We start from the raw sequence: 26036 nt of genomic DNA on the forward strand, positions 1-26036 counted from the left end.
GCTCCTTCAGCGCGAGGCTTGATCGTTGGGGGCACGCGTGGCGTTAAAGCTCTTGTCGAAGCCCTGGGACACGTCGATGTGGCGGGGCAACAGGCCTTCTTTCTGGTACGTGTCGGCGGTGGCTTGCAGGCCGCTGATCACGCTGTCGTCAATCTTGACCGGGGACAGGTGCGTGTCCTTGGCCACCTCGATGTGCACGGCCAGCGGCAGGCCGGTGATTTTTGCCTGGGCCGCGGCGTACTCCTCGGGATGGGTATTGGCCCAGGCATAGGCGCGGTCGACACGGGCGACGAAGTCGTCCAGCTGTGGGCGCTTGTCGGCGATGGCTTGGCTGGTGGCGGCGAAGTACAGGTGATTGCTCAGCAGCTGCTTGCCGCTGACCAGTACCCGCGCGTGGCTTTGCGAGGTGACGACGGTGGTGTAGGGGTCCCAGGTGGCCCAGGCATCGACGGTGCCGTTATCCAGCACCAGGCGGGATTCGGCGGGCAGCAGAAAGATGAATTGCACGTCCTGGCTGGTCAGGCCGGCGCTGGCCAATGCCTTGATTGCCAGGTAATGCCCGATGGAACCGCGCCCAGTGACGATTTTCTTGCCCTTGAGATCGGCCGCCGTCTTGATCGGCGAATCCTTGGGTACCACCAGTGCCGTGGTGTTGCGCCCTTCGGCGTGGATGATGCTGACGACTTTGAGCGTGGCCCCGGCACCCAGGGCGAACACGTACGGCGCATCGCCCAGGGCACCGATATCCACTGCGCCGGCGTTCAAGGCTTCGCCCAGCGGCGAGGCGGAGGGGAATTCCGACCATTGGATGGTGTAGGGCACATTGCTGGTTTCGCCTGAGGCTTCCAGCAGTGCCTTGATCGTGGATTTCTGATTGGCCACCCGCAACGGTTGCAGGTCGGCGGCGTGGGCAGTGGTCACCAGGCCGAGGGCCAGAGCGGTGCCCAATAGCAGGTGTTTGAAAGGCGTGGCGAATGTCATGGGCGATAGGCTCCAGGCAGATCTTGAAAGGTGTGGGTTACCTCCGCCGGGAAAGGGGTCGGTGCGGCCTGCACCGGTCAGGTGCAGGCGTGAAGACAGGTCAGATCACATAGAAACCATGGGTACCGTCGCGGGCCAACTGGTCGACCAGGCCGAACTCCCAATCCAGGTAGGCCTGCATGGCTTCCTTGGGGTTGTCGGTGCCTTCGTACGGGCGGCGATAGCGGTCGATACGCGGTGAGGCCAGGTGGGTTTCACCTTCTTCCAGCGGCTGTTGCGCGTTGATCCACGCGGCCGTGCCACCTTGCAGCAGGAACACTTGCTTGCCGGTGAGCGCTTGGACGTCGGCCACCGCCAGGCGCGCCAGTTGGCTGCTGCCGCAGGTCAACACATAGCGTTCGGTGGTGGGCACCTTGGCCAGGGCCTGGGGCAGTTGCGCGCGCAGCACCCACCAGGCACCGGGGATATGGCGTTTCACATAGTTGGCGCTGGCGGTGAAATCCAGCACCACGGTATCGCCATGGGCCAGCCAGTCGGCGAGGGTGTGCGGGCTGATCAGTTCGGCCTGGGGCGGGGCGGGCACCGGGGCGACCCAGGCGCCTTTCTCGCTGAAGTGCGCAGGTTGCAGATCGTCCAATACGTGCACCTCCCAACCCAGCTGGGCGAGCCAGGACGCCGACATGTTGGCGCGCACGCCGTCATCATCCGCCAGCACCAGCCGCGCGCCGCGCACACTGGCGACGTGGTCGGTTTCCTGCACCAATTGCCCACCCGGCGTTGAGCGCGCGCCGGGCAGGTGGCCGACCTCGAATTCTTCCGGGGTGCGCACATCGAACAGGTAGGTGGTGCGTGTCGGCTCCTGCTGCCAGCGTTGCAGGTCTGCCAGGCTGGCGCGGCCGACGCGGGCCTTGTCGGCGACGCGGCGTGCGTCCCGGGCCGCGATCTGGCGGTGTTCCTCCGCGGTCGGCGCAAAGCGTCGCGACTGGCCATGGGCGAGCTTTTGCCCGGCCAGGGTCCAGCCGATGGTGCCGTTGCGCAGGGCTGAGACGGGGTTGGCCACGCCGGCGTTGATCAGCGATTGGGTGCCGATAATGCTGCGGGTACGCCCGGCGCAGTTGACGATGATGCGGGTCGCCGGGTCGGGCGCCAATTCACGGGCACGCAGCACCAACTCGGCACCGGGCACGCTGATGCCGGTGGGGATGCTCATGGTCTGGTATTCGTCGAAACGGCGGGCATCAAGCACCACCACATCGGCCTGGCTGTCGAGCAGGGCCTGCACGTCTTCGGCGGCCAGGGACGGCGTGTGGCGCTCGCTCTCCACCAGTTCGCCAAAGGCTTTGCTCGGCACGTTCACATCGATAAACAGCTCGCCGCCGGCGCTGCGCCAACCGTTGAGGCCACCTTCAAGCAGGCTGACCTGGGTGTAGCCCAATGCAAGCAGGCGCTCGGCGGCGCGGTCGGCCAAGCCTTCACCGTTGTCGTAGACAGTCACCGGGGTGTCGCGCCGTGGAATGCGCGAGTACACCTCCAGTTCCAGCTTGGACAGCGGGATATTCGCCGCGAACAATGGGTGGGATTCGGCGAAGGGCGCTTCTTCGCGTACGTCGATCAGGGCGAGTTCTTCGCGGTCCAACAGGGCCTGGCGGATCTGGGCGAAGCTGCGGGTCGGTGTGCTCATAGGGCAGGGCTCTTTTCTTTGGACAAATCCCAGATGTTCGGGAGAAAGGCGTTGGAATAACCGGAGATAAACAGTTTTTCAGTGCCGTCGGGCTGGTACACCGCGCGGCGCACCGCACCGATATTGGCGCCGTACACATGAATGCTGATCGACACCTGGTCACTGTGGACGTTGCTCACCTGGTGGATATCGCCGACCTTGGGCGATACCGCCTCTACCTGGCCGGGCGCCAGCTCAATGGGCTTGCCCTCGGCGACCAGGCGGCCGTCGGGGGCGCGTTCAAAGCCTTGGGACAATTCCGCGCCACGCAGCATGCCAATCAGCCCCCAGACCCGGTGATCATGAATCGGCGTGCTTTGCCCCGGCCCCCACACAAAGCTGACGACGCTGAAACGCTGGCGTGAATCGGCATGCAACAGGAACTGCTGGTAGCGCTCGGGGTCGGGTTGGGCAAACTCATCGGGGAGCCAGTCATCATGGCTGACCAGTTGCGCCAGCAGCTTGCCGCCACGGTGCAGCAGGTCGCCTTCGCGTGGGTTGCCGTCGATCAGTTCCGCCAGGGCACCTATGAAGGCTCTGAGTCGCTCGGGGTGTCGGGCCTGGGTCATGAGAATTCCATCGGTCTGCTGTGATGGGTTTATCTAAGCATAATGTTTATATTTAATATGCTATTTTTTAATGATTAGCTTATAGCTGAAGGTAATTTAGAATCGGTCGGACTAGGCTTAGACGTTATCGATCCCAGGGCGGGCTATCCAGATGCCGTTTGCGCAACTATGCTTCGCACACATCTTAATGACTGTTCTCTATGTGCGGCCCAAATGAAAATTGACGATATCGATGCCTTTGTCGAAGTGATTCGTTGCCAATCCATCAGCCATGCCGCCGAGTCGTTGCAACTGACCCAGCCGGCCATCACCCGCCGCGTGCAGAACTTCGAGCAGGCGTTGGGGGTGGAGCTGTTCGACCGCAACACCAAACCCTTGAAGCCCACCTTGATCGGCACCCGCGTGTATGAACAGTGCCGGCTGATCCTGCGCGAGATGGACGCCCTGCGCGAACTGGTAGCCACTGACGCGCCACCCACCGGCCTGTTGCGCCTGGGTGTGCCGCAGACCCTCGGCGACGTGGTGCTGCTGGATGCGCTCAAGCATTTGCGCGGGGCATACCCTGAACTGCGCGCGCAAGTCGCCACTGGCTGGGGCAGTCAATTGGTGGGCAAGATCGAGCGCGGCGAGCTGGATGCGGCGGCGGCGTTGTTCCCGGCGGGCAAGGTCTTCCCGGACAACATCATCGGCGAGTCCATCGGCAAGATGGAACTGGTGGTGGTATGTGCCAAGGCGCAACTGCCTAAAAAGCCGTGCAAGCTGGCGGATGTGTACCAGAACGGTTGGGTCCTCAACCCGGACGGTTGTGGTTTTCGTGCCGGCTTGCAGCGCACCTTGTCCGACCAGGGCCTGGCGTTGCGCGTCAACCTGGAGACCTTCGGTACCGAGCTGCAACTGGGCCTGGTCGCCGATGGCCTGGGCTTGGGCCTGGTGCCGCGCCCGTTGCTGGAGCGCAGCGCGCACCGCGAATACCTGGCGGTGATGCCGCTCAAGGACTTCAAGCCGGTGATGGACCTGTGGCTGATCTACCCGCACTTCCTGGGCAACCTGCAAGGGCCGGTGGATGCGTTCGGCCAGTTGGTCGCGGCGTCTTTGCAGAAGATCAAGGACGCGGCTTGATATGAAAAAAAATAATAATTAGCTTAGATTAAAATGTGCTTTTTATTATTTTTGGCAAACCCCTAGGCTTGCCTGGAAGTCCTTAAGGCCATCCAGGAAGTTTTGCCATGAGCAGCGTCACCTCCATTTCCAGCGTTTCCAGCACCGTCCGCCAACGCGTCACGCCAGAAGAGTGGGACGTGCGCGTCAAACTGGCCGCCGCCTACCGCCTGGCGGCCCTGTACAAGTGGACCGACCACATCTACACCCACTTTTCCGCCCGCGTGCCCGGCCCGCAGGAGCATTTCCTGATCAATGCCTTCGGGCTGTTGTTCGATGAAATCAACGCCTCCAACCTGGTCAAGGTCGATCTCGACGGCACGATCGTCGACGACCCCACGGGCCTGGGCATCAACTACGCAGGCTATGTGATCCACAGCGCCATCCACGGCGCGCGACATGACCTGCAAGCGGTGTTGCACACCCATACTCGCGACGGTATCGCGGTGTCGGCGCAAAAGGACGGCCTGTTGCCGATTTCCCAGCATTCCATCGCCTTTTCCGGGCGCGTGGCCTACCACGGTTACGAAGGCATCGCCCTCGATCTGGACGAACGCGAGCGACTGGTCGCGGATCTGGGTGACAAGAGCGTGATGATCCTGCGCAACCACGGCTTGTTGACGGCCGGTATCAGCGTCGAGCATGCGTTCCAGCAACTGCAAAGTCTGGAGCGTGCGTGCAACATTCAGATCGCGGCACAGGCGGCCGGCAACGCGGAGTTGGTGTTCCCGCCGCAGGCGGTGGTGGCGAAAGTGGAAGAACAGGCCAAGGCCCACAGCAGCGGTGAAGGCCCTGGCGTGGCGCGGCATTGGAATGCACTGATTCGCCAGCTCGAGCGGACCGATACCGACTACAAAAACTGATCGCTGGCTTGGCAACGGTCCCTTGCGGAGAGCTGGCTTGCCTGCGATGGCGAATGGGCTATCGTGGTGAGCGGGGCAAGCCCGCTCACCACAGGATGGATTTTCAGCTTTTAAAGTTGTGTAGATATCTTCACAACTTTGGCGTGGCCCTGAACCTGTGGCGAGGGAGCTTGCTCCCGATGGCGGCCTGACAGCCGACCAGGATGTTGGATCAGACCGAGTACATATCCATTCCTGCGGTAACGGCCACACCGGGGGGCAACAGCAATAGCGCAGAAGCAAGAGCACGCAGTTGTGTAGATACCTATGGCCATCGCAGACAAGCCAGCTCCCACATTTTTGGTTTGCGTTATGCCTAAGCGACCTGTTTAGCCTGTTCGCGTTCTGCAATCAGTTGGCGGGTGAGGGGGATCAATTGCTTGCCGTACTCAATCGCATCATTGAGCGGATCAAACCCACGGATCAAGAACGTGGTGATACCCAGGTCGTAATAATCCACCAATGCCTCTGCCACCTGTTCGGCGGTGCCGACCAACGACGTGGAATTGCCCTGCGCGCCCAGCAACCCCGCAATGCCTGTCCACAAACGCTTATCCAGCCGCGCCCCTTGCGCCGCCGCCGCGAGCAACCGGCGCGAACCTTCATTCGGCGGTTCGCGCCGCACAAAGCCATTCTGCTCGGCCAGTTCCGTGGCCTGTTGCAGGATAGTCTCGGCGCGCGCCCACGCCAATTCTTCGGTCTCGGCCAGGATCGGGCGCAGCGACAAACTGAAGCGAATCGTGCGCCCATGCCTGGCCGCTTCGGCACGCACCTGGGTCACAATCTGGCGCACCTGCTCATAGGTTTCGCCCCACAACGCGTACACATCCGCATGTTTGCCGGCCACCTCAATCGCGGCGGCGGAAGAACCGCCGAAATACAACGGAATATGCGGCTGCTGCGGCGACTTCACCGACGAATGCGCGCCTTCGACCTGGTAGTAACTGCCGGCAAAATCGAAGGGCTGTTCGGCAGTCCATTCCTGACGCACCACGCTCAGGTATTCGTCGGTGCGCGCGTAGCGTTCGTCCTTGCCGATATGGCTGCCATCGGCACGCAGTTCGCGGTCATCGCCCCCGGTGATGATGTGCACGGCGGTACGCCCGCCGTTGAACACATCGAACGTGGCGAACTGGCGCGCGGCCAGGGTCGGCTGGACGAAACCCGGTCGGTGAGCGATGAGAAACTGCAGCTTTTTCGTCACGCTGGCAGCGTGGGCGGCGATCAAGGTGCTGTCCGGGCTGTTGGAGTGAAAGGCCACCAGGGCGCGGTCGAAACCGGCCTCTTCGTGGGCGCGGGCCACGGTTTCCACGTAATCCGGTTGAAGGGTAGGGCCGCTGCGCGGGTGGATCTCGGAGGCGTGGTGACCGCCGATATAACCGATGAATTCAATGCTCATGGTCTGTCCTTGTCGAGTAGGGTGATCAACACCTCCGCCGGGTAGGGGGTCGGTCATGCTCGTTCAAGGTAGGGGCAGCGAATGGCGGTGTAAAATGCCGTTTGGTTCTATCCTCATTATTAAAAAATAGAATCATGTAGGCAATATTTGATCAGATAAATGCATTTAGCATGTGTGCCGGCACGGGTGTCGCCCATCCTGGACGCTCATGTGCGCTCCCGGGTGTCGGATATGTGGGCCAGCAACTCTGCGGTCTTGACCTGCAGGTAGTGGCTGTCGCCGCGGCTTTCCACGCACAGGCATACAGACAGGGCGTCACTGACCTGTAACTTGAAACGCCAGTCGGCAAAAACCATGGACAAGCCCGTGCACGACTCATCGCTGTCCAGGGAGTTGTCGGCATATAACACGTGCATGCGTTCAACGACATGCGTCGAGTTATTGACCTCGACATGAATATTTCCCGAAGAAGGGAATACGCCAATACGCTCTACCAGTAACTTTGATGTGTTCATGGCCGTCCCCTCGCTGTTGCATTCAGGAGGTACTTTATTATGCGAGGGTAAAAAAGTACTGGAATGTTATTTTTAGTCGGCTATGCCAATGCGGGTTATTTTCGACGTGTACGACAGACGCTTGAAGTTGACGACGTGTGGTTGTAAATGGCTGATGGTGGGCGTTCAGTTAAGGCTTTTGACTGCGTTGAGCGGCAAGCCGACCCGGTGCTCGCGGTGCAGGAGATTGATCAGCACAATCGCGCGTTCCTCGCCTGTCATACCCAGGAATACGCCCTCGAGTTCAGCAAATGGCCCTTCATTGATACGCACGTTCTCCCCAGGAGCCAACAGCGGTGTCACAAGGGGCTGGTGATTGCGTCGCTGCAATTCGTCGATCAGTTCATCGCCCACCGGCAGTGGATCGCCACCAAATGCAACGATGCGCGAAACCCCACGCGTGGAGCGCAGAGGGCTCCAACTGTCCTGCGAGCTCAACTGAATAAACAGATAACCGGGGAACAGCGATTCAGTCATGACCCGACGCTCGCCCTTTAACAGGCGCTCACGTGTGCAGATGGAGCGAAAGCAGGTGTAGCCCTGGCGCTGCAGGTGCGCTTCGGCGCGTTCATCCTGCCTGGCTTTACACTGAACCAGATACCAGGCTTTGGCGGCGAATTCTATCGTTGCGGTCATGCAATGTCCTTATGGCGGTGAGCCTGTTCAGCCGGCACTCGGATGCCACGCGTTGCGTTATTTATTTACTGTTCGTCGTGTCATGTTGATCGAACTAACGCCGGCAGTGCGTGAATGTTAGAAATTGTCGGTGGCGGGTATTAATAACAAAATAAGTGCCCGAGCAGGCGCCGTGTTATTTTTTGTCCGTTTAAAAACTTGGGTGCCGCCCAAGGGGCGTGATAAATAAGTACAGCGTTGAAGTTGTAAAACGGGCTTTGCTGTTTCTGTGCCTGTCGATGGCAGGCCTGTGCGTGGTTAAAGACTCTTATGTTCGGCAAGTGCGACGTCACCGCCAAAGTTGAAAAGACGGGGAAATTATCTTGCTTAAAAGAGTCTTGATTGTTTGTGTCGGCAATATTTGTCGCAGCCCGATGGCGGAGCATCTGTTGCGTGAGGCGCTCACTCGTTCCGATATCGAAGTGAGTTCCGCCGGCCTGTCCGCATTGGTTGGCGAGCCCATCGAATCGACGGCACTTGCGGTGCTGGCGGCGCATGGTCATGCGCCCAACGTGCACCAGGCGACTCAACTCGCGCCCCAGGCGATCACCGAGGCTGATCTGATTCTGGTGATGGAACAAAAGCACATCCGCGGCGTGCTCGGCATGGCCCCCGAAGCGCGAGGCAAGGTGTTGATGCTGGGGAAGTGGCAAAGCGACCGAGAGATCAGAGACCCCTACCGTCAAGGTAAACCTGCCTTTGTACACGCGTATGCGTTGATCGAAGAAGCGGTAAACGCGTGGGCGCTGCGCCTAGCAAAGTGACAACTCCCCTTTCTTGAATCGTATTAAGGCAAAGAATCCGACTTATGCAGCAAGTGCCAGTAGCCACCCTACGAGAAGACGACGCCGACGAGATTGATCTCCTTGGTCTGTTTGGAACACTGATCGACCATAAAGGGTTGATTGCAGCGATTACGGGCGCGTTTATGCTGACGGGGGTTGCCTATGCGGTGCTGGCGACGCCGGTTTTCCAAGCGAATGCGTTGTTGCAGGTCGAGGCCAAAAAGAACGATTTGCTGGGTTTCTCCGACGTCAGCAGCATGCTCGGAAAAGAGTCGCCGTCCGCGACCGAAATTGAACTGATCAAGTCACGTGCAGTGATCGGCAAGACCGTGGACGAACTCAAACTCGCCATCCTGATCGAGCCTGAGTACTTTCCCGTTATCGGCGGTTTTCTTGCGCGGCGTTTTAAAAATACCAATCCGGGTGAAGTGTCCAGCCCATGGTTGGGTCCGACCCGTTACGCGTGGGGAGGCGAGCTGCTGAAAATAACCCGCCTGGACCTCCCGCCCAACTTGCTCGCAAAAAAACTAACCTTCATTACGGGTGAGGGCGGGGCGTTCACATTGCTCGATGACGATGATGAACTTCTGGCGCAAGGGCAGGTGGGCGAGGCTGTTGAGCAGCATGGCGTTGCGCTCTTCGTCGAAGCGCTACAGGCCAATCCGGGGACTCGGTTCAGCATCGTGCGCAAACCTCGATTGACCAGCATTCTGGATTATCAGGAGGCGCTGGATGTCACTGAGCGCGGAAAAGAATCGGGCATTATCGGGTTGGCGTTAGAGAGTACCGAGCCGGAACTCGCGGTAAAAATCCTCAACAAGATCTCTGCGCTCTATGTCGAACAGAATGTGCAGCGTACTTCGGCTGAGGCGGCGCAAAGCCTGGAGTTTTTGAGAGAGCAATTACCTCAGGTCAAAAGTGACCTCGAAAAGGCCGGCAATGCGCTCAACGCCTACCAGACGCGCACAAAGTCGGTGGACATCAGCCTGGAAACCAAAGCGATCCTCGACCAGATTGTGTCGCTGGATACGGCCATCTCTCAGTTGAAACTCCAGCAAGCCGAGATGGACCGCAAATTCACCCGCCAGCATCCGGCCTATCGTGCATTGCTCGCGCAGATCGGTGAGTTGAGCAGCAAGCAACAGAGGCTGTCCGAGAAGGTCCAGGACCTTCCTTCGACACAGCAAGAACTGCTCAGCCTGAACCGCGATGTCGAGGTCGGCACGGCGATTTATACGCAGCTGCTCAACAAGTCCCAGGAACTCGACGTGATGCGAGCGGGCACGGTGGGTAATGTGCGTTTGATCGATGCGGCGGATGTGAACCTCATCAAACCGGTCAAACCCAAGAAAGTGTTGATTGTTCTGGTCGCAACGTTTCTGGGCTTATTCCTAGCGGTTGTGCTGGTGCTGTTGCGCAAAGCCTTGAATAGAGGCATAGAAAGCCCGGAGGCTATTGAGAAACTGGGGCTTGCGGTCTATGCCTCCATACCCTACAGCACGCTTCAAAAAGACCTGGAAGAACAACCTACCACTACGCAAAAACGCTCTGCTCGCAGTGGCGGGTTGTTGGCCATCAACCATCCCACGGACCTGGCGATTGAAGCGCTGCGCAGCTTGCGCACCAGCCTGCATTTTGCGATGCACGAAGCCAGCAACAATCGCCTGATGATCTCCGGTCCCAGCCCACAAGTGGGCAAGACCTTCGTGTCGGTCAATCTGGCAGCCGTGATCGCTCAGACAGGCCTGCGCGTGTTGGTCATCGATGTTGATATGCGAAAAGGCTACATCCATAAAGTCATGAAAACCTCCAGCGCCAATGGGCTTTCCGATGTGCTCACCAAGCGCTGCGATCTGACAACGGCCATTCATAAAACTGCGATCGAACATTTCGACTTTATCAGCCGAGGGCAAATACCGCCTAACCCGTCGGAATTGCTCATGCATCGAAACTTCACGGAACTGCTATCGCAGGTCAGTGAACAGTATGACTTGGTAATCCTGGATACCCCTCCGTTGTTGGCGGTCACCGATGCGGCGATTGTAGGGCGCCAGTCAGGAACGAACTTGATTGTGGCGCGGTTCGGTTTTAACCCCGCCCGGGAAATAGAACTCACCATGCGTCGGTTCGCCCAGAACGGGGTTAACTTGAAAGGCGCTATCTTGAACGGCATTGAAAAAAGAGCGTCGGCGAAATACGGGTATGGTGCATATGGTTACTATACGTATGAATATAAGTCGGATGTTAATTAAGGCCTGTGGGGCGGGCTGATATAAGTACACGTCGTCATGAATATGGGGTTCTCAGGGAATGACGCTAAACCCTGGGGCGGTAGCGTGGGATTTTTAAGTTTGTATGACGCACTGTCTGCGCCTGGGACCTGGCCACGGGAGAGAGACGGGCCTGTGTTTTGTTGAATACAGGCGGTTTTTATCCGATTGATAGTTGAGAAAAAGATGGCCATAGCAAATAAACAGGGCTTCTACGTAGAACTCGAGTCCATTCGTGGGGTGATGGCGTGGTGGGTTGTATTTGGGCACCTCTACTCTTGCTTTCGTCCCGCCATGGGGCACGTTCCTGCGTTGATTGATAAGGTTCTATTGGCGACCGCTATCCCGGTAGATATATTTATTTGTTTGAGCGGTTTTTTTATCGCGATGGCGTTGAGCGGCAAAAGCAACGGCTACCGTTCTTATATTATCCGACGTGCGTTCAGGATCATCCCGATTTATCTATTGGCCATCGCGCTTGCCGCGCTGTTATTCAATGAACGGATGAGTGTCCGCATGGACCTGCCGTGGAACACGCCAGCCCAAGCAGCGGCAGTTGAACAGTATTGGACAAGTATCGCGGGTAATATCACGGCGTACCTGTCGCCTTGTCTGGTGCTGCTTCAGGGCGTGATCCCGGATCAATGGCTGCCCCACGCAGGTGATGCGTTTTTGGCGCCGGCCTGGAGCCTTACCCTCGAATGGCAGTTTTATTTGATCGCCCCTGTGTTGGTCGCCGCTTTTGCATTTGGGCGCGCCAAGGAACTGCTGGTGACGGTGGCGGTGTTGGCGTTTTTACTGCTGGCATATTCGGGCCTGACCTTCTCTTATGGCAGTTTCATATTAATCAAGTTACCGGTTTTCATGATCGGCATGTTGACCCACGATCTGTTTCGTCGCGATGAGGGCGAATGGCGTAACGCGATGTTGATCATGGGCATTGTAGTGGCGGTGGGTCTGATTACCCGTTCGTTCGCCAGTTTTGCCTCGATTGCGTTATGGGCAATAGTAGCGATAGCGTTCAAGTTGAATAGCAAACTTAACCCGCCATTGCTCGGCCGGTGGTTGGCACTGCTTAAAATGCCGTTTAGGAATCCTGTGTTGCTCAGGTTGGGCGGGATGTCATACCCCACCTATCTGATGCATATTCTGATTATCGATGGGGTGTTGATAGTGGCGAAGAAATGCGGTTATCTCAGTAATGATCGGGTGGGGGTGTTGATCCTGCTCTCGATAGGGCTGACATCTGGTGTTTCATGGGCGGTTCATAAATGGCTTGAAGTGCCGTGTATTGAGATAGGTAAAAGATTGTCCGGGTCCGTGTATTCGCGAGCATTGAAATGCGAGTAACCGCGCTGGTAAATTATTTTTTGTTTCCGCTGCTCTTGGTGGCTACGGCATTTAACTTGCGGTATCGGCTGACCGGGGCGGAGATACACCTGGGTGGCGCCGAACTGTCGGTTGCGCCTTACGATATTTTTCTTTTGCTGATTTTGGTATCCATTGTTTTTTTCAGTAAAAAAATCAATCTGGAGAAAATCAAGATCGACAGAATCACCACCCTGGCGATTTTTTTCGTGGTGCTGTCTTCTGTGTCGATTATTAATTCGGAAGCGGTGAGTTTCACGCTGTACGAAATCGCTCGCCATTGGAAAATCATTGTTTTTTTTCTGGTGGTGCGGTCGGTTTTCCATGATGCGAAATCGATGGATAAATTCACCCGGGTGGCGGCGCTGTTAATTCTGTTTGAGACGCTGTATGCGGCTTATCAGTTGGCAACCGGTGATGTGACCGAGGATGCTCAACAGGTCAAAGAACTGTTCGTGGAGAACGGCATTACCCGAGTGACCGGTACGTTACGACACCCCGCCTTGTTATCGTTGTTCACGGTACTGTTGTTGCCATTTTGCGTGTATGGCGCAGTGAATGGGCGTGGCAGGTTGCTGTATATAAGCGCCATCGCGGCGGGTTTTTTGGTGATTTGCCTGACCTACTCCAGAACTCAAATTGTGTTGTATTTTTTTGTGGTCGGGCTGTGCCTGTTCTACTTCAAGCGGCCCAATGGACGTTCTATTTTAAGAAACAAAAAGATCATCTATACCTCGCTGGTGTTTGCCCTGGTCATCATGGCCGGTGCCATTTATAACCTGGAAAATCTCTATGCCCGATTTTTCGATGCGCCAGAGTCGAGTACCACCTCCAGGCTGATTTTGGCCAAGATTGCCCTGAATATGTTTGTTGCCCATCCGATTATTGGCGTGGGGTGGAATAATTTTGTTGACGTGATGGATAAATACGATGAGTTCGGCGCCTCGCAGAGCTTCAGGTACCCCGCCCATAATATGTACCTGCTGGTCATGTCCGAGACGGGGTTGCTGGGCATTGTGAGCTATTTACTGCTTATATGGAGTGTCTACAAGCTGCACAAAAATACGATAAAAAGGCATGTCGGTGTGTCGATTAACAATGCTTCCGCGGCGGCGCTGGTTTCGATCATCGCGATATTGATAACCGGTATTCAGGGCTGGTCATTTCGAGCGGACAGTATACAAGCGATTATCTGGATAAATTTCGGCATCATCTGCGGCCTCAACGATAGGGCAAAACAGCATGTGTAGACGATACTTCCTGTGCCTCTGTCTGTTGGCGATCAGTTTCGTTGCCCAGGCCTCTACCCAACAGGCCGACACCTATAACGCGGGCAAGCAGTTACGCGGTTTCAATATCGATTTGAATTTGAACGAAGAGGATTTCAAACAGTTGGACGGCTTGAACGTGAACGCCGTGCGCGTGGCGTTTGCCTCCCACCCACTGTTTGACGACAGGGGCGGGCTTGATGATGTCGCGGTCAAGGTGCTTGATACCTATGTGCGCTACGCGAAGCAGTACAATATTTTACTTCTGGTCGATGTTCATACCTTTCCCGGCAACGTCAAGAAATATTCAGGGTCAACTGAAGACGCGTATTGGCGTGACGCCGAACTCATGGGAAACCTGATTGCCAGTTATGCGCAACTGGCGCAGCGCTACAAACATGAAAGCATGGTTATCGGCTATGACATCGTCAACGAACCGGCGCCCATCGAGCGCGGCGTTTATCTGGATTTTATAAAGAAGGTCAGCGCAACCCTGTTGCAGATTTCGCCGGACAAGGTTGTGCTTATCCAGCCGCGTATTACGGTCCAACCCAATGGTATTCCCAATGGGCAACGGTCCAATTGGAGTGAAATCACGCCGTTGATAGACGACCACTCAATAATAGGAAGCCTGCACTATTACGACCCTGGCAACTTTACCCATCAGGGCGTGCGTGGTTTTCCGGCGGATCAACGCTTGCCCTTCTTACTGAGAGGCGAGGGCGGTTTGAGTATGTACTTCAAGAAGACACTGTCCCAGGTGCTGAAACATCCGGGACCAGTGATCGTTGGGGAGTTCAGCGTATCGAATTACAGCCCGGTGGACGATGCGGGGTTGTATATACAGACATTAATCGATCTGTTCGAGCAAAAGCGTTGGAGTTGGTTTTATCACGCTTATAAAGAAGCGGATATCTGGAACCCTCAGATTACCCTGACAAACACCGGCTTGGCCCCCGATTCAGCCTCTAAAAAATATGTGCTGTTGAAGCGCTATTTCAAATTGAACGATCGATTTCAGAGCTCCGACTGAGGGCGTGCAGGAGTTTTTCCTTGAAGGCGATTCAATTATTGATCTCATCGTTTGGCGCTGCGGGCGCAACGTTCTTGCTTCAGGTCATCCTCAGTAGAGCCTTGGATGCCGCCAGCTTTGGTCTGGTCTCATACGCCAACGCTATTACCATCACGCTTGGCGCTTTGGCGTTCAGCGGTGTGAATAGTTTGCTGTTGAGGCGTGTCAGCCGCGCACCCGGCGAATATGCGCCGTCGATGCGGGTTGCTTATGTTTGCCTGTCAATCAATACGCTGGCGGCCTTTGCAGTCAGTGTGGTGCTGTTATGTGGTTCGGGAATGGATGGGTTCGTGGCCGTTGCACTGGCGACGGGCGTGGCGGCATTGGCGGCGCAGGCGATCGTCATCACTCAAGGTCAGCTCAGGAGCAGCCCGCTGCGGATTTCCGTGGGGCAAGTGCTGGTACCGGTATCCCGGATCATAGCGGTTGCAGGGGTTTTTTATGCGCTGACTCCGAGCCTCGCGCACACCGCCATGGCCCTGGGGGTTGCCAACGTTTCATGTGCGATGTTGTGTTTGATGCTGATGACACGGCATGGCAAACAGGTGGCTTTGAAGGTGCGAAGCTTCCTGAAAGACTCCGTTAAATATTCGTTGAATGGCGCGCTGAATATAGCCCAGTTGCAAATCCCCATTTCGTTGCTGGGGCTTATCTATGGGTCGACGTATTCCGGGTATTTAGCCATTTGTAATACGCTGCTCACGGCGCTGTATATCGCACCCAATACGATTTTTAACACCTACCTAATAAAAAAGTACCACGCACTTTCGGGGGCTGAAAAAAACCTGCCCCTGCAGCATGCGCGGTATTCATTGGGCGCGGGGGCGCTGGTTGGCATTGGCCTGAGTGTGTATTCCCATGACCTCGTGCACCTGGTATTTGGTGGCGACTATGTGTATGCCGCGCAGGTGTTGCAAATCGCCGCGCTGTCCATTGGCTTCAGGTTTTTCGCAACACCTTTAGGGGCGGCGTTATTGAGCGAAGAGTGGGTCAGCAAAAAAATAATGGTCGCCAGTGTTGGCGTGGCGTTGCAAGTGGGCTTGTTTGTTGTGTTGATGCCCTTTGAGGCGAACGGTATTGGCGCAAGTATTGTGGCCAGCGAATGCTTTATTGCCGTCTCGTATTACATTCTTTATAAAAAGAGCATGCGTGTATGAACATTGTGATCATTGGCTACTATGGCAATAACTTTGGTGATCTGCTCATGCTCAAGTCGCTGTTGTCTGAGCGACGTGCGGGTGTGGTGTATACGGTATTGACCTACGGCGATGGCGAAGCACTTAAACAACAGGGTTTCATTCGCCAAGGCGCGATTACTGTGGTGGAACTCAACAAGGCCAACCGCTGGCTTGCCTACAAAACAGTGATTAAGTGTTCTGCCATCGTGTGGGGTGGCGGAACATGTTTCATGGATGAGGGCGGCACCGGAGGGGTCAAATACATGGCATGGGCTCGCCTGTTCGGTGCTCATGTCATCTACGCAGGTATTGGCGTCGACAATCATAAAAAGCTGAAAACCCGTTTGATTTTATTTTTTGCGACCGTCATGGCCACAGCCTTTTATATTCGCGATTCAGCCTCGCTATTGGCGGTGAGGAAAATCAATCCTTGGGCCCGCCGTGAAAAAATCAAACAATCCGTGGACCTGGCCTACGCGCTGGGTACTGACGACGCCGGCGCAGGGGGCGATCTGGAGAGTGCAGGGGACTACATCATTGTGTGTCTGCGCGATCTGCAAGGGTATGGCGAGCAATCCAGCGGCGACATTTATAGCCAATTGCTAGACGTATCCATCAGGATTTGCTGGCGGTTGCGTATTAACCGGATCGGCATATTCAATGCGGATGCAGAGGTTGATACCGGCGTGTCGCGGTACGCACAAAGCGAGTTGAAAGACCGTGGCTTTACGGTTTTCAACATCGTCGGTTCGGATATCGACCGCTCCATGGCGTATATAAAAGGGGCTCGGCACATACTGACGGCGCGGCTGCATCCTGCTGTGGTTGCGTATTCGTTAGGTACGCCGTTTTCCCTATACAACTACTCAGACAAAAATAAGAAATTTACCGCAGAGACTCAGACCGAGACGTATTTGATTGAGCGCGGTGCGATAGACGAATTTATACCGACTTACACGGTGGGTGTCAGTGCGGTTGCCACTACGCAGAGGCAACGGGCGCAGTCGACGATCAGCGAAATATATCGGTTGTTAAATTAAGCGGATAAGGACTTTCTCATGGGGCAATTGGCTTATTTCATCATTGAACCGGTTGGCGGGCATGGCGGAATGAATTACTACAATACCGGCCTCGGACAAGGGCTGGTTTGGAATGATGCCTGCGTCAATCTGTATACGTGTCCCGAGTCGCAGGAGCAGAGTTCGAACAATTTCACGATCAATAAATTTTTCAAGGGTGTGTATGGTCAGTCCAATAAATTCCTGAGGTTCGCTCGCTTCATCGTTGCCTTGCTCAGGTCGATCGTGGATATCAAGAAAAAGGGTGGAAAAACCTGCCACCTGCATTTTTTTCAATATTCGCTACTGGAGTTGATCACCTGCAGGTTATTGCGCTTGAGCCGGATAAAAATCATTGCAACCATTCATGATGTCGAGTCTTTTGCAGGCGCGTCTCTGACCCGCACCCATGCGGCCATCCTGCGGGCCCCGCAGGAATTTATTGTGCATAACGAATTCTCGCGGCGCGAGTTGCAGGGGGTGCTTGCTGCTCAAGGTCTGAAGACGAACATCACCGTCATTCCCCATGGTAATTATCTGCCCTTCGTGAAACGGCGCGAGGGCGTCATTTCGCGTCGGCGTCTGACGCTGCCTGAAGATAAGAAAATCATACTTTTTTTTGGTCAGATAAAAAAAGTAAAGGGGTTGGATGTACTGTTGAACGCGATGCAGATCGTCGCCAAGCGTGAGCCCCAGGCGGTGCTATTGATTGCCGGCAAGGTGTGGAAGGATTCATTCCAGGGTTATGAGAGTTTAATAAAATCGAACAACATCTCTGACGTGGTTATTCCGCATATTCGATACATCAAGGATGAGGATGTCGACTTTTATTATTCTGCCGCCGATATTGTGGTCCTTCCCTATAAGAAAATTTATCAAAGTGGCGTACTGCTGATGGCCATGTCGTATGGCTGTATTACGGTGTCTTCACGGTTACCGCCGATGGTCGAGGTTGTCGACGAAAATGAAAACGGGTTTCTGTTTGAAACGGATAACCCGCACGATTTGGCGCAACAAATAATCAACGCGCTGGGTTCCAGCACTGCGCGGCACATTTCGCAGCGCGCTCGCACCACGATGGTTGAAAAACATGATTGGTCACTGGTCGCGCGTCAGCATATTAAGGTGTTCGAAAACTATGAGTAGGCATTTGCTGGTTCTTGGAATAAGAGGTATCCCGGCGCAGCACGGCGGCTTCGAGACATTTGCCGAAAAGTTAGCGGTGTATTTGCAGGCTAAAGGTTGGCGCATCACGGTTTACTGCCAGGAAAGCGGCACGGGCAGCGTCACTGAAACAGAATGGAACGGTATCCGCCGTGTTCATATCCCGGTGTCTCGGGAGGGTGCGTTGGGCACGGTTATATTCGACTTGAAGGCTGTTTGGCACGCGCTGGGTGAGCGCGGCCTGTTTCTGACGCTGGGCTATAACACCGCTGTTTTCAATAGCCTTCAGCGGCTCAAAGGCCAAGTGAATATTATTAATATGGACGGTATCGAGTGGCATCGGCAGAAGTGGGGGAAGATAGCCAAGGCGTGGTTCTGGTTGAACGAAAGAGCCGGTTGCTGGATCGGTAACCACTTGGTGGCCGACCACCCAAGAATTAAGGAACATCTTGCGACGCGGGTCAGTGCCGACAAGATCACCATGATTCCCTACGGAGGAGATGAAGTGACGTCGGCGGCGGCTGAGGTGTTAAGTACGTTTGCGCTGGAGCCAAATCACTTCTCGATTATTATCGCCAGGCCCGAACCGGAAAATTCTTTTTATGAGATGGTCCAGGCATTCAGTGCGAGCGTCAGGCAGCACAAACTGGTGGTGCTTGGAAACTTCACGCCGAGTACCAATGAATACCATAAGAAAGTGATGGAAGCGGCCAGCGCTGAAGTGGTCTTTCCAGGGGCTATCTACGACGCCAAAGTCGTCCAGGCGCTGAGGTATTTCAGCCGTTTTTATCTGCACGGTCATCGTGTCGGCGGAACCAACCCCTCTCTGGTCGAGGCGTTGGGCGCCGGTTGCGCAATCATTGCGCACGACAACCCCTTCAACCGCTGGGTAGTGGGTGGGGGCGCTGCGTATTTTTCCGATAGCCAGGCGCTTTCTCGATTACTCGATGAACTATTGGAAGACCCACAACGCACCCTGGCATTGAAACAAGCCGGTGCGGCCAGGTTTGCCGAATGCTTCAAGTGGGAGCAGGTGTTGAGTGCCTATGAACAGCTGTTAATTGAATGGTATCCCGCCTGAGCCGTTGATCATTTCAAGCTGATCCTGACGTTTACTTTTCGATGAGGTGTCACATGATTCCGGTGATTTTATCTGGAGGCACGGGTTCGCGCCTGTGGCCGTTGTCGCGTCAATTAAACCCCAAGCAATTTTTATCGTTGGTGGACACTGACATCTCTCTTCTTCAGGCCACTATCCAGAGGTTGAAGGGGCTGGATGTACGGACACCCAGGCTTGTTTGCAACGAAGAACATCGCTTTCTGGCCGCTGAACAACTGCGCAAGTTGGGGCTGGAAGACGCGAATATACTGCTTGAACCCGTCGGCCGTAATACGGCGCCGGCGCTGGCATTGGCGGCATTGCAGGCCACTGCCGATGGGGAGGACCCCTTGCTGTTGATCTTGCCGGCGGACCACACCATCAAGGATGTGCAAGCGTTTCAAGCAAGTATCAACTGCGCCCTCCCATTGGCCCTGGACGGTAAGTTAGTCACCTTCGGCGTTGTTCCGACGTATGCGGAAACCGGCTACGGCTATATCGAGAAGGGCGAGCCTGTCGGCGAGTGCGGCTTTCGCGTGAACCGTTTTGTCGAAAAGCCGGACTTGGATCTGGCTCAACAATACCTGTTGGCCAAAACATTCTTCTGGAACAGCGGCATGTTTCTGTTTCGTGCCAGCCGTTATTTGGAGGAACTGCAGAAGTTCTGCCCGCAGATCCTTTCTGTTTGCAGTGAGGCGCTGAACAACGGTTCCAGGGATTCGAGCTTCACCCGAGTTGACCGTGATGTGTTTGCTACTTGCCCCGAAGACTCCATTGACTACGCGGTGATGGAGCGCACCGCAGACGCGGTCATGGTCGTGATGAACGCCGGTTGGAGTGATATCGGCTCGTGGTCCGCGCTCGCCGATACGTTCGTCAAAGATGCCGAAGGCAACGTATTGAAGGGCGATGTCGTTGCCCAGAATACGTTCAACACCTACGTTCACGCCAACAGCCGCCTGATTGCAACGGTCGGTGTCGAGAACTTGGTCATTGTCGAAACCAATGACGCGATCCTTGTCGCGCACAAAGACCAGGTACAGGACGTAAAGAAAATAGTCGAGCGGCTCAAGCAATCCGCCCGGCACGAGTACGTCAATCACCGCGAGGTCTATCGCCCCTGGGGCATGTATGACTCGATAGACAAAGGTCACCGCTACCAAGTCAAACGTATCACTGTGCAACCCGGCGCCAAGCTTTCGGTACAGATGCATCATCACCGGGCGGAACATTGGATCGTCGTGAGCGGTACGGCCAAGGTGACCAACGGAGAGAAGACCTACTTGGTCACTGAAAACCAGTCCACTTACATCCCTATCGGTCAGGTGCATGCGCTTGAAAACCCGGGCGTGATCCCGCTTGAACTGATCGAAGTACAGTCCGGTTCCTATCTGGGTGAGAACGACATCGTGCGCTTTGAAGATAAATATGGCCGAGCGTGAGCGCCGGCGATCCGATGATCAATAACGGGGCTCGATCGAGTTTTATTCCACCCTCAGGATCTTCACTCATGTTTAAAAAAATCCTCGTTACCGGTGGCGCCGGTTTCATTGGATCAGCCGTGGTCCGCCACCTGATAAATGAAAACCATAGCGTCGCGAACCTCGACTTACTGACCTATGCGGGCAATACCGATTCACTCGCCAGTGTCGAAAACTCGTCGCGCTATCAGTTCTTTAAAACCGATATAGGGGACGGCCCGGCACTGGAGCAGATTTTCATGACATTTCGCCCGGATGCGGTAATGCATCTGGCGGCGGAATCCCATGTCGATCGTTCTATCGATGGCCCCGCTGACTTTATCCGGACCAACATTGTCGGGACATATACGTTGCTTGAAGCGGCCCGGCGCTACTGGAGTGCGTTGGCGCCTGACGAAAAAAACCGGTTTCGCTTCCACCACGTTTCGACAGACGAGGTCTATGGCGACCTGGACGGCCCCGATAGCCTGTTCACGGAAACCACGCCTTATGCGCCCAGCTCGCCCTATTCAGCGTCCAAGGCCAGTTCGGATCATTTGGTTCGGGCCTGGCAGCGTACGTATGGCTTACCCGTGCTGGTGACCAATTGTTCAAATAACTACGGTCCTTATCACTTCCCCGAAAAGTTGATCCCCCATGTGATTCTGAATGCCATTCATGGCCGGCCGCTGCCGGTATATGGCGATGGTTTGCAGGTGCGGGACTGGCTGTTTGTTGAAGATCATGCGCGTGCGCTGTGTGAAGTCCTGTGCCGGGGCGCGGTCGGCGAAACCTACAATATTGGCGGCCACAACGAGAAAACCAATATTGAAGTCGTGGAAACGCTTTGCGCGCTGCTCGAAGAGTTGGCGCCCGACAAACCGGCCGGCGTGGAACGTTATCGTGACTTGATCACCTTTGTTAAAGATCGGCCAGGTCACGATCTTCGTTACGCCATTGATGCCGGCAAGATTGCGCGTGAGCTGGGATGGCAGCCTCACGAAACGTTTGAAAGCGGTATACGCAAAACCGTCCAGTGGTATTTGCAAAACAAGACGTGGTGGCAACGCGTACTCAATGGTCAGTACCGGCCGGAGCGCCTGGGTCAGAACGCTTGAACTGGTTAAACACTGCCTCACCCATCGACATTTTCAAAAAGGAAGCACTCCATGAAAGGCATTGTTCTGGCGGGCGGTTCCGGCACGCGCTTGCATCCCATTACCCGCTGCGTCTCCAAACAGCTGCTGCCCATCTACGATAAGCCGATGATCTATTACCCGTTGTCGGTTTTAATGCTGGCCGGTATCCGCGAGATATTAATTATCTCGACGCCGCAAGACTTACCCAGTTTTCGAAGCCTGCTGGGCGATGGTTCTTCTTTCGGCATTGAGCTCAGTTATGCCGAACAGCCGTCCCCGGATGGTTTGGCGCAAGCGTTTATCATCGGCGAAGACTTTATCGGCGACAGCAATGTTGCGCTGATATTGGGCGACAATATTTTCTATGGCTACGGCTTCAGCGCGTTGCTGCATGAAGCGTCCCAGCGCAAGAGCGGCGCTACCGTCTTTGGCTACCGTGTCAGCGACCCCGAGCGTTTTGGCGTGGTCGACTTCGACAGCCACGGCAAGGCGATCAGCATTGAAGAGAAGCCTGAGCGTCCCAAGTCCAATTACGCGGTCACGGGCCTGTACTTTTACGATAACGACGTGGTGAACATTGCCAGGCAGGTCAAGCCCTCAACGCGTGGCGAGCTGGAAATCACCGACGTGAACAACGCTTACATGCAGCGTGGGGATTTGCACGTCAGCGTGCTGGGGCGTGGGTTCGCGTGGCTCGACACCGGCACCCATGACTCCTTGATGGAGGCCGGGCATTTCGTTCAGACCGTGGAAGCACGCCAAGGGCTGAAAGTGGCTTGCCTTGAGGAAGTGGGCTACCGCCAGGGCTGGTTGTCGGCGGCGCAACTGAATAGACAAGCCACGGATTTACGCAAAACCGGTTATGGCCAATACCTGGCACAGGTACTCGCTTCGGAGCCTGCGAAATGAATGTCATCAAAACCAGGTTGCCCGGTGTGCTGATTATCGAACCCCGCGTTTATGGTGATGCCCGCGGGTTCTTTCTGGAGAGTTACCAGCAGCAGCGTTATCGCGACATTGGGATTGAACAGCCGTTCGTGCAAGACAACCACTCGCGTTCCGCACAGGGCGTGTTACGTGGGCTGCATTTCCAACGCAGCCGTCCTCAAGGCAAGTTAGTGCGGGTGACCCGAGGCGCGGTCTACGATGTGGTCGTAGACATCGACCCGGCGTCTGCGACCTGTGGTGAACACGTGGCGGTTGAATTGACCGCCGAGGACCATCTCCAATTGTGGGTACCGCCAGGGTATGCCCACGGTTTTTGCGTGTTGAGCGATACCGCCGACTTTCAATACAAATGCACCGATCTGTATGACCCGAAAGACGAGGGTGGGCTTCTTTGGAATGACCCGGACCTGGGCATCGCCTGGCCTCTGGGGTCGCCTTTGTTATCGGAAAAAGATCAGCGCCACCCGCGCTTGCGCGCTTTGCTGAGCGGAGAATGACCATGCGTGTAATCGTCACCGGAGCACAGGGGCAGGTCGGGCGCGAGCTGCTGCTCAGGGCACCGTCCGGGTTCAGCGTGATTGGCTATGGTTCGGGTGAGCTGGATATCAGTGACTCGGTTCAGGTCGAGGAGGTCCTGGCGCGGATCAAGCCGCAACTGTTGATCAATGCGGCGGCTTATACCGCTGTAGACAAGGCTGAGAGCGATATCGAGCGGGCTTATGCGGTGAACCGCGATGGTGTTGCGCACTTGGCGCGTGCAGCGCAGGCACAGGGTATTGCCGTGCTGCACATTTCTACCGATTACGTATTCGATGGCAACCACACGCTCCCCTATACACCGGGTGACGTCACCGCACCTTCAGGCGTTTATGGTGCCAGCAAGCTGGCGGGTGAGCAGCAGCTGCAGCAGCATTGTTCGCGCCATGTGATTTTGCGAACGAGTTGGGTGTTCGGCGCGCATGGCAACAACTTTGTTAAAACCATGCTTCGCCTTGGACGTGAACGCGATGAGCTGGCCGTCGTCGCGGACCAGCGTGGTTGCCCGACTTCCGCCGGCAGTATTGCCGACACCCTGTGGGCGCTGGCGACGATTTTTTGCCGCGACGGCATGCTCAAATGGGGCGTGTACCACTACAGCGGCGCGCCTGCTTGCACCTGGTATGACTTTGCAGAAGAGATTTTCAACCAGGCGCGGTCAGAGGCGCTGCTTGAAAAGAAACCTCGGTTGAAGGCGATTACCTCCGCCGAGTTCCCGACGCAAGCCAAACGTCCGGGCTGGTCCGTGCTGGATTGCCAGACCCTCGAACAGGATTATGGGGTGTCAACGCGCAGTTGGAAGGTAGAGCTGCAACAGGTATTGCAACAACTGGGAAGTGCATCACTCGTTATCTAAACTGCCCAGTCAGGGCAGTGATACTTGCGCCTGTTAATACTGGGTTTTCACGAGCGAATGTTATTTTCTGTCGCGGTACGCGTGAATATCATTATTTAACAGAACGCCGTTTCGGTAAGGCTGACGAATAATAACAGTGGGGCGGCTGGCTCGGACGCTGGGGGCTGCAACATTGCGCGTAACATCGCTGTTATAGCGCTGAACGTCCGCAAATATCCGTAAAACTGTTCAATGTTCGCGACGGGTTCTGCGGCCTGTGCGTGACGCATGGAAAGTGCTGTTGTATGGCATGCAGCACTTATAAATGACATGCTCCAAACGAGACTGGCGCATGGCCGAGTGTGTTCGGCTGATACGCCAAAGTCTATATACCTGCTGTTCCATTACCGTCTCTTAATATCAACTTGTTGATGTTGAGGAGGAGTCTGCTATGAAGAAACTGTTTACCGCCAGCTTGCTGGTTTTAATGAGCACCGCCGTATGGGCGGCTGAAGAGCCCCTAAGCTTGAGCACCCCGGTGGTAGGCGCTGTCACGGTCGGTGAGACCGTGGTGGCGGCGGTGGTGGTAGCCGGCGCCGTGGCGGCGGCATCAAGCTCCGGAGGAAGCTCCAATGGCGGAACCACAGGGACCTCGGGCACCACCGGAACTACGGGTACCCGTTGAACCCCCTGCGAAGTGTGTTGTTCAAGATCACTCAGAACCTTCTGGGTGATCTTGTTTGGACTTGTCCCCGACTAGTGTAGTGCCATTATGACCCGAAGGCTTTTTGCTGTGACGCTGGCAAGTATTACCTTGCACGGCTGTATGTTTTCCCCTGGCCAACATATGGACACCAGTCAATTGACACGTGACGGCTCTCCCGAGAGTAGCCGGGTGGAGCTTATACCCATCACGCCGAAGCTGATTGCCATGGATGCCGCCCTGCATGTTCGCGAGACGGTTGCCCCCGAACTGCTGTCGTATATTCCGGGCGGTTATCGCGTCGGCGCCAATGACTTGTTGTTTATTACGGTGTGGGATCACCCCGAGTTGACGGCGCCTTCCGGCCCGCAACAACAACTGGATGCCAACGGCCGTCTGGTGCGGCCGGATGGCACGCTGTTTTACCCCTATATCGGCAATGTCCCGGCCGCCGGCAAAACCATCGAAGAACTACGGGCGTATATCGCCGAGCGACTGTCACAGTTTGTGGAAAGCCCTCAGGTGGATGTCAGTGTCTTGCGCTTTGCCAGCCAGGTAGTGGTGGTGTCCGGTGCCGTGGCAAAAGCGGGTCAACAGTCGATCACTACCAATGCGCTGAGCGTGGTGGAAGCTATCGGCGCCGCAGGGGTAGACCCGATGAATGCTGACCTGTCCGGGCTGACACTGACGCGCGATGGTCGCGAATACACGCTGGACCTGGACACCCTCAATCGCCGGGATTCGCCACTGCATAAGGTCTACCTCAAAGGCGGTGACCAGTTGTACTTGCCTTACAACGACCTCAAACGGATCTACGTAATGGGGGAGGTCAACCAACCCCGGGCGTTGAGCTTCAAGAGCAAGTCGATGAACTTGTCTGATGCGTTGGGCACCGTGGGCGGTTTGAACCAGACCACCTCCAATGGCAACGCGGTTTACGTGATCCGAGGCGCGGGCAATCTGGAAACCGAGCCGGCCCAGGTGTTCCAACTGAATGCCGAATCGCCGTCCGCCCTGGTATTGGCCACCCGTTTCGACCTGCAACCGCAAGATATCGTGTATGTCGGCCCGGCCGGCGTGACCCGCTGGAACCGCCTGATCAGCCAGCTTCTGCCTACGGCCAGTGTCCTCGGGACCGGAGCCAGTTCGGTCAACAATCTCAGTGAAGCCAACAGCAGATAAGGCTTAGTCAAT

The 26036-nt window shown here is 55.9% G+C and carries 24 protein-coding genes; 18 read left to right on the forward strand and 6 right to left on the reverse strand.

Annotation, left to right across the window (positions count from 1 at the left end; translation table 11 throughout):
• Positions 1–6: 6 nt before the first annotated feature.
• The 3 genes from PSH66_RS13300 to PSH66_RS13310 all read right to left on the reverse strand — a co-directional run bounded on the left by PSH66_RS13300 (position 7) and on the right by PSH66_RS13310 (position 3270).
• Entirely contained in the window at positions 7–981 is a 975-nt protein-coding gene (locus tag PSH66_RS13300; RefSeq protein WP_003173464.1) for an ABC transporter substrate-binding protein, read from the reverse strand.
• A 100-nt stretch (positions 982–1081) separates the two neighbouring features.
• Positions 1082–2662 carry a rhodanese-related sulfurtransferase gene (locus tag PSH66_RS13305; RefSeq protein ID WP_305429318.1) on the reverse strand — a complete coding sequence of 527 codons (1581 nt, stop codon included), beginning with the start codon at positions 2660–2662 and terminating at the stop codon, positions 1082–1084.
• The gene (locus PSH66_RS13310; RefSeq protein ID WP_003173466.1) at positions 2659–3270 is read right to left on the reverse strand and encodes a cysteine dioxygenase; all 612 of its coding nucleotides are present in this window, start codon (positions 3268–3270) and stop codon (positions 2659–2661) included. The genes PSH66_RS13305 and PSH66_RS13310 overlap by 4 nt, the downstream gene beginning before the upstream one ends.
• Positions 3271–3483: 213 nt before the next feature.
• On the opposite strand from PSH66_RS13310, the gene PSH66_RS13315 reads away from it, so the two are divergent.
• Both PSH66_RS13315 and PSH66_RS13320 read left to right on the forward strand, forming a co-directional pair.
• Complete coding sequence (locus tag PSH66_RS13315; protein ID WP_305429320.1) at positions 3484–4389, forward strand: LysR family transcriptional regulator; 906 nt, start codon at positions 3484–3486, stop codon at positions 4387–4389.
• A 107-nt stretch (positions 4390–4496) separates the two neighbouring features.
• Complete coding sequence (locus PSH66_RS13320; RefSeq protein ID WP_003173468.1) at positions 4497–5291, forward strand: class II aldolase/adducin family protein; 795 nt, start codon at positions 4497–4499, stop codon at positions 5289–5291.
• Between the two features lie 355 nt (positions 5292–5646).
• Here the strand turns inward: PSH66_RS13320 and PSH66_RS13325 are convergent, their stop codons facing one another.
• From PSH66_RS13325 to rfaH, 3 genes are all read right to left on the reverse strand, one after another.
• Positions 5647–6729 (reverse strand): LLM class flavin-dependent oxidoreductase, encoded by a 1083-nt coding sequence (locus PSH66_RS13325; protein ID WP_003173470.1) that lies wholly within the window; start codon positions 6727–6729, stop codon positions 5647–5649.
• A 206-nt stretch (positions 6730–6935) separates the two neighbouring features.
• Positions 6936–7244: a phosphomannomutase gene (locus PSH66_RS13330; RefSeq protein ID WP_305429322.1), complete on the reverse strand. Its 309-nt coding sequence runs from the start codon at positions 7242–7244 to the stop codon at positions 6936–6938.
• A gap of 165 nt (positions 7245–7409) precedes the next feature.
• The gene (rfaH, locus tag PSH66_RS13335) at positions 7410–7919 is read right to left on the reverse strand and encodes a transcription/translation regulatory transformer protein RfaH (protein ID WP_141064485.1); all 510 of its coding nucleotides are present in this window, start codon (positions 7917–7919) and stop codon (positions 7410–7412) included.
• Between the two features lie 413 nt (positions 7920–8332).
• Here rfaH and PSH66_RS13340 point away from each other — a divergent pair, with 413 nt between their 5' ends.
• The 16 genes from PSH66_RS13340 (at position 8333) to PSH66_RS13415 (ending at position 26024) form a co-directional block, all read left to right on the forward strand.
• Positions 8333–8722: a low molecular weight protein-tyrosine-phosphatase gene (locus PSH66_RS13340; RefSeq protein ID WP_065878763.1), complete on the forward strand. Its 390-nt coding sequence runs from the start codon at positions 8333–8335 to the stop codon at positions 8720–8722.
• 44 nt (positions 8723–8766) lie between these two features.
• Positions 8767–10995: a polysaccharide biosynthesis tyrosine autokinase gene (locus PSH66_RS13345; protein ID WP_305429326.1), complete on the forward strand. Its 2229-nt coding sequence runs from the start codon at positions 8767–8769 to the stop codon at positions 10993–10995.
• A gap of 204 nt (positions 10996–11199) precedes the next feature.
• Positions 11200–12363: an acyltransferase gene (locus PSH66_RS13350; protein WP_078732847.1), complete on the forward strand. Its 1164-nt coding sequence runs from the start codon at positions 11200–11202 to the stop codon at positions 12361–12363.
• Positions 12354–13631 (forward strand): O-antigen ligase, encoded by a 1278-nt coding sequence (locus PSH66_RS13355; protein WP_305429329.1) that lies wholly within the window; start codon positions 12354–12356, stop codon positions 13629–13631. The genes PSH66_RS13350 and PSH66_RS13355 overlap by 10 nt, the downstream gene beginning before the upstream one ends.
• A 25-nt stretch (positions 13632–13656) precedes the next feature.
• The gene (locus PSH66_RS13360) at positions 13657–14682 is read left to right on the forward strand and encodes a glycoside hydrolase family 5 protein (RefSeq protein ID WP_305429330.1); all 1026 of its coding nucleotides are present in this window, start codon (positions 13657–13659) and stop codon (positions 14680–14682) included.
• A gap of 20 nt (positions 14683–14702) precedes the next feature.
• Complete coding sequence (locus PSH66_RS13365; RefSeq protein WP_305429331.1) at positions 14703–15878, forward strand: teichoic acid transporter; 1176 nt, start codon at positions 14703–14705, stop codon at positions 15876–15878.
• On the forward strand, positions 15875–16939 hold the full coding sequence (locus PSH66_RS13370) for a polysaccharide pyruvyl transferase family protein (RefSeq protein WP_305429333.1): 1065 nt from the start codon (positions 15875–15877) through the stop codon (positions 16937–16939). Before PSH66_RS13365 ends, PSH66_RS13370 begins: the two co-directional genes overlap by 4 nt.
• 18 nt (positions 16940–16957) lie before the next feature.
• The gene (locus PSH66_RS13375) at positions 16958–18103 is read left to right on the forward strand and encodes a glycosyltransferase family 4 protein (protein ID WP_305429334.1); all 1146 of its coding nucleotides are present in this window, start codon (positions 16958–16960) and stop codon (positions 18101–18103) included.
• A complete protein-coding gene (locus tag PSH66_RS13380) occupies positions 18096–19202 on the forward strand; it encodes a DUF1972 domain-containing protein (RefSeq protein ID WP_305429335.1) in 1107 nt (368 codons plus the stop codon). The genes PSH66_RS13375 and PSH66_RS13380 overlap by 8 nt, the downstream gene beginning before the upstream one ends.
• Positions 19203–19255: 53 nt before the next feature.
• Positions 19256–20662 (forward strand): mannose-1-phosphate guanylyltransferase/mannose-6-phosphate isomerase, encoded by a 1407-nt coding sequence (locus tag PSH66_RS13385; protein WP_017527337.1) that lies wholly within the window; start codon positions 19256–19258, stop codon positions 20660–20662.
• A gap of 68 nt (positions 20663–20730) precedes the next feature.
• Positions 20731–21798, forward strand: coding sequence for a dTDP-glucose 4,6-dehydratase (gene rfbB, locus PSH66_RS13390; RefSeq protein ID WP_305429337.1), 1068 nt, complete (start codon positions 20731–20733; stop codon positions 21796–21798).
• 51 nt (positions 21799–21849) lie between these two features.
• Positions 21850–22728: a glucose-1-phosphate thymidylyltransferase RfbA gene (gene rfbA, locus PSH66_RS13395; RefSeq protein ID WP_305429338.1), complete on the forward strand. Its 879-nt coding sequence runs from the start codon at positions 21850–21852 to the stop codon at positions 22726–22728.
• Entirely contained in the window at positions 22725–23264 is a 540-nt protein-coding gene (rfbC, locus tag PSH66_RS13400; RefSeq protein ID WP_003173486.1) for a dTDP-4-dehydrorhamnose 3,5-epimerase, read from the forward strand. Before rfbA ends, rfbC begins: the two co-directional genes overlap by 4 nt.
• 2 nt (positions 23265–23266) lie before the next feature.
• A complete protein-coding gene (gene rfbD / locus PSH66_RS13405) occupies positions 23267–24160 on the forward strand; it encodes a dTDP-4-dehydrorhamnose reductase (RefSeq protein ID WP_305429340.1) in 894 nt (297 codons plus the stop codon).
• A gap of 430 nt (positions 24161–24590) precedes the next feature.
• Positions 24591–24824 carry a hypothetical protein gene (locus PSH66_RS13410; RefSeq protein ID WP_305429341.1) on the forward strand — a complete coding sequence of 78 codons (234 nt, stop codon included), beginning with the start codon at positions 24591–24593 and terminating at the stop codon, positions 24822–24824.
• An 87-nt stretch (positions 24825–24911) separates the two neighbouring features.
• Positions 24912–26024, forward strand: coding sequence for a polysaccharide biosynthesis/export family protein (locus tag PSH66_RS13415; RefSeq protein WP_017527342.1), 1113 nt, complete (start codon positions 24912–24914; stop codon positions 26022–26024).
• Positions 26025–26036: the final 12 nt, after the last annotated feature.

Source organism: Pseudomonas sp. FP597, from assembly GCF_030687435.1.
Taxonomy (GTDB): Bacteria; Pseudomonadota; Gammaproteobacteria; order Pseudomonadales; family Pseudomonadaceae; genus Aquipseudomonas; species Aquipseudomonas lactucae.

Bases quoted from the DNA above. Each gene is read 5' to 3' on its own strand.
- rfbA (WP_305429338.1), top strand. From the start codon at position 21,850: ATGAAAGGCATTGTTCTGGCGGGCGGTTCCGGCACGCGCTTGCATCCC.
- rfaH (WP_141064485.1), bottom strand. From the start codon at position 7,919: ATGACCGCAACGATAGAATTCGCCGCCAAAGCCTGGTATCTGGTTCAG.
- PSH66_RS13385 (WP_017527337.1), top strand. From the start codon at position 19,256: ATGATTCCGGTGATTTTATCTGGAGGCACGGGTTCGCGCCTGTGGCCG.
- PSH66_RS13300 (WP_003173464.1), bottom strand. From the start codon at position 981: ATGACATTCGCCACGCCTTTCAAACACCTGCTATTGGGCACCGCTCTG.
- rfbD (WP_305429340.1), top strand. From the start codon at position 23,267: ATGCGTGTAATCGTCACCGGAGCACAGGGGCAGGTCGGGCGCGAGCTG.
- PSH66_RS13310 (WP_003173466.1), bottom strand. From the start codon at position 3,270: ATGACCCAGGCCCGACACCCCGAGCGACTCAGAGCCTTCATAGGTGCC.
- rfbB (WP_305429337.1), top strand. From the start codon at position 20,731: ATGTTTAAAAAAATCCTCGTTACCGGTGGCGCCGGTTTCATTGGATCA.
- PSH66_RS13330 (WP_305429322.1), bottom strand. From the start codon at position 7,244: ATGAACACATCAAAGTTACTGGTAGAGCGTATTGGCGTATTCCCTTCT.
- PSH66_RS13320 (WP_003173468.1), top strand. From the start codon at position 4,497: ATGAGCAGCGTCACCTCCATTTCCAGCGTTTCCAGCACCGTCCGCCAA.
- PSH66_RS13355 (WP_305429329.1), top strand. From the start codon at position 12,354: ATGCGAGTAACCGCGCTGGTAAATTATTTTTTGTTTCCGCTGCTCTTG.
- PSH66_RS13350 (WP_078732847.1), top strand. From the start codon at position 11,200: ATGGCCATAGCAAATAAACAGGGCTTCTACGTAGAACTCGAGTCCATT.
- PSH66_RS13410 (WP_305429341.1), top strand. From the start codon at position 24,591: ATGAAGAAACTGTTTACCGCCAGCTTGCTGGTTTTAATGAGCACCGCC.
- PSH66_RS13415 (WP_017527342.1), top strand. From the start codon at position 24,912: ATGACCCGAAGGCTTTTTGCTGTGACGCTGGCAAGTATTACCTTGCAC.
- PSH66_RS13375 (WP_305429334.1), top strand. From the start codon at position 16,958: ATGGGGCAATTGGCTTATTTCATCATTGAACCGGTTGGCGGGCATGGC.
- PSH66_RS13315 (WP_305429320.1), top strand. From the start codon at position 3,484: ATGAAAATTGACGATATCGATGCCTTTGTCGAAGTGATTCGTTGCCAA.
- PSH66_RS13325 (WP_003173470.1), bottom strand. From the start codon at position 6,729: ATGAGCATTGAATTCATCGGTTATATCGGCGGTCACCACGCCTCCGAG.
- PSH66_RS13305 (WP_305429318.1), bottom strand. From the start codon at position 2,662: ATGAGCACACCGACCCGCAGCTTCGCCCAGATCCGCCAGGCCCTGTTG.
- PSH66_RS13340 (WP_065878763.1), top strand. From the start codon at position 8,333: ATGGCGGAGCATCTGTTGCGTGAGGCGCTCACTCGTTCCGATATCGAA.
- PSH66_RS13345 (WP_305429326.1), top strand. From the start codon at position 8,767: ATGCAGCAAGTGCCAGTAGCCACCCTACGAGAAGACGACGCCGACGAG.
- PSH66_RS13370 (WP_305429333.1), top strand. From the start codon at position 15,875: ATGAACATTGTGATCATTGGCTACTATGGCAATAACTTTGGTGATCTG.
- PSH66_RS13380 (WP_305429335.1), top strand. From the start codon at position 18,096: ATGAGTAGGCATTTGCTGGTTCTTGGAATAAGAGGTATCCCGGCGCAG.
- rfbC (WP_003173486.1), top strand. From the start codon at position 22,725: ATGAATGTCATCAAAACCAGGTTGCCCGGTGTGCTGATTATCGAACCC.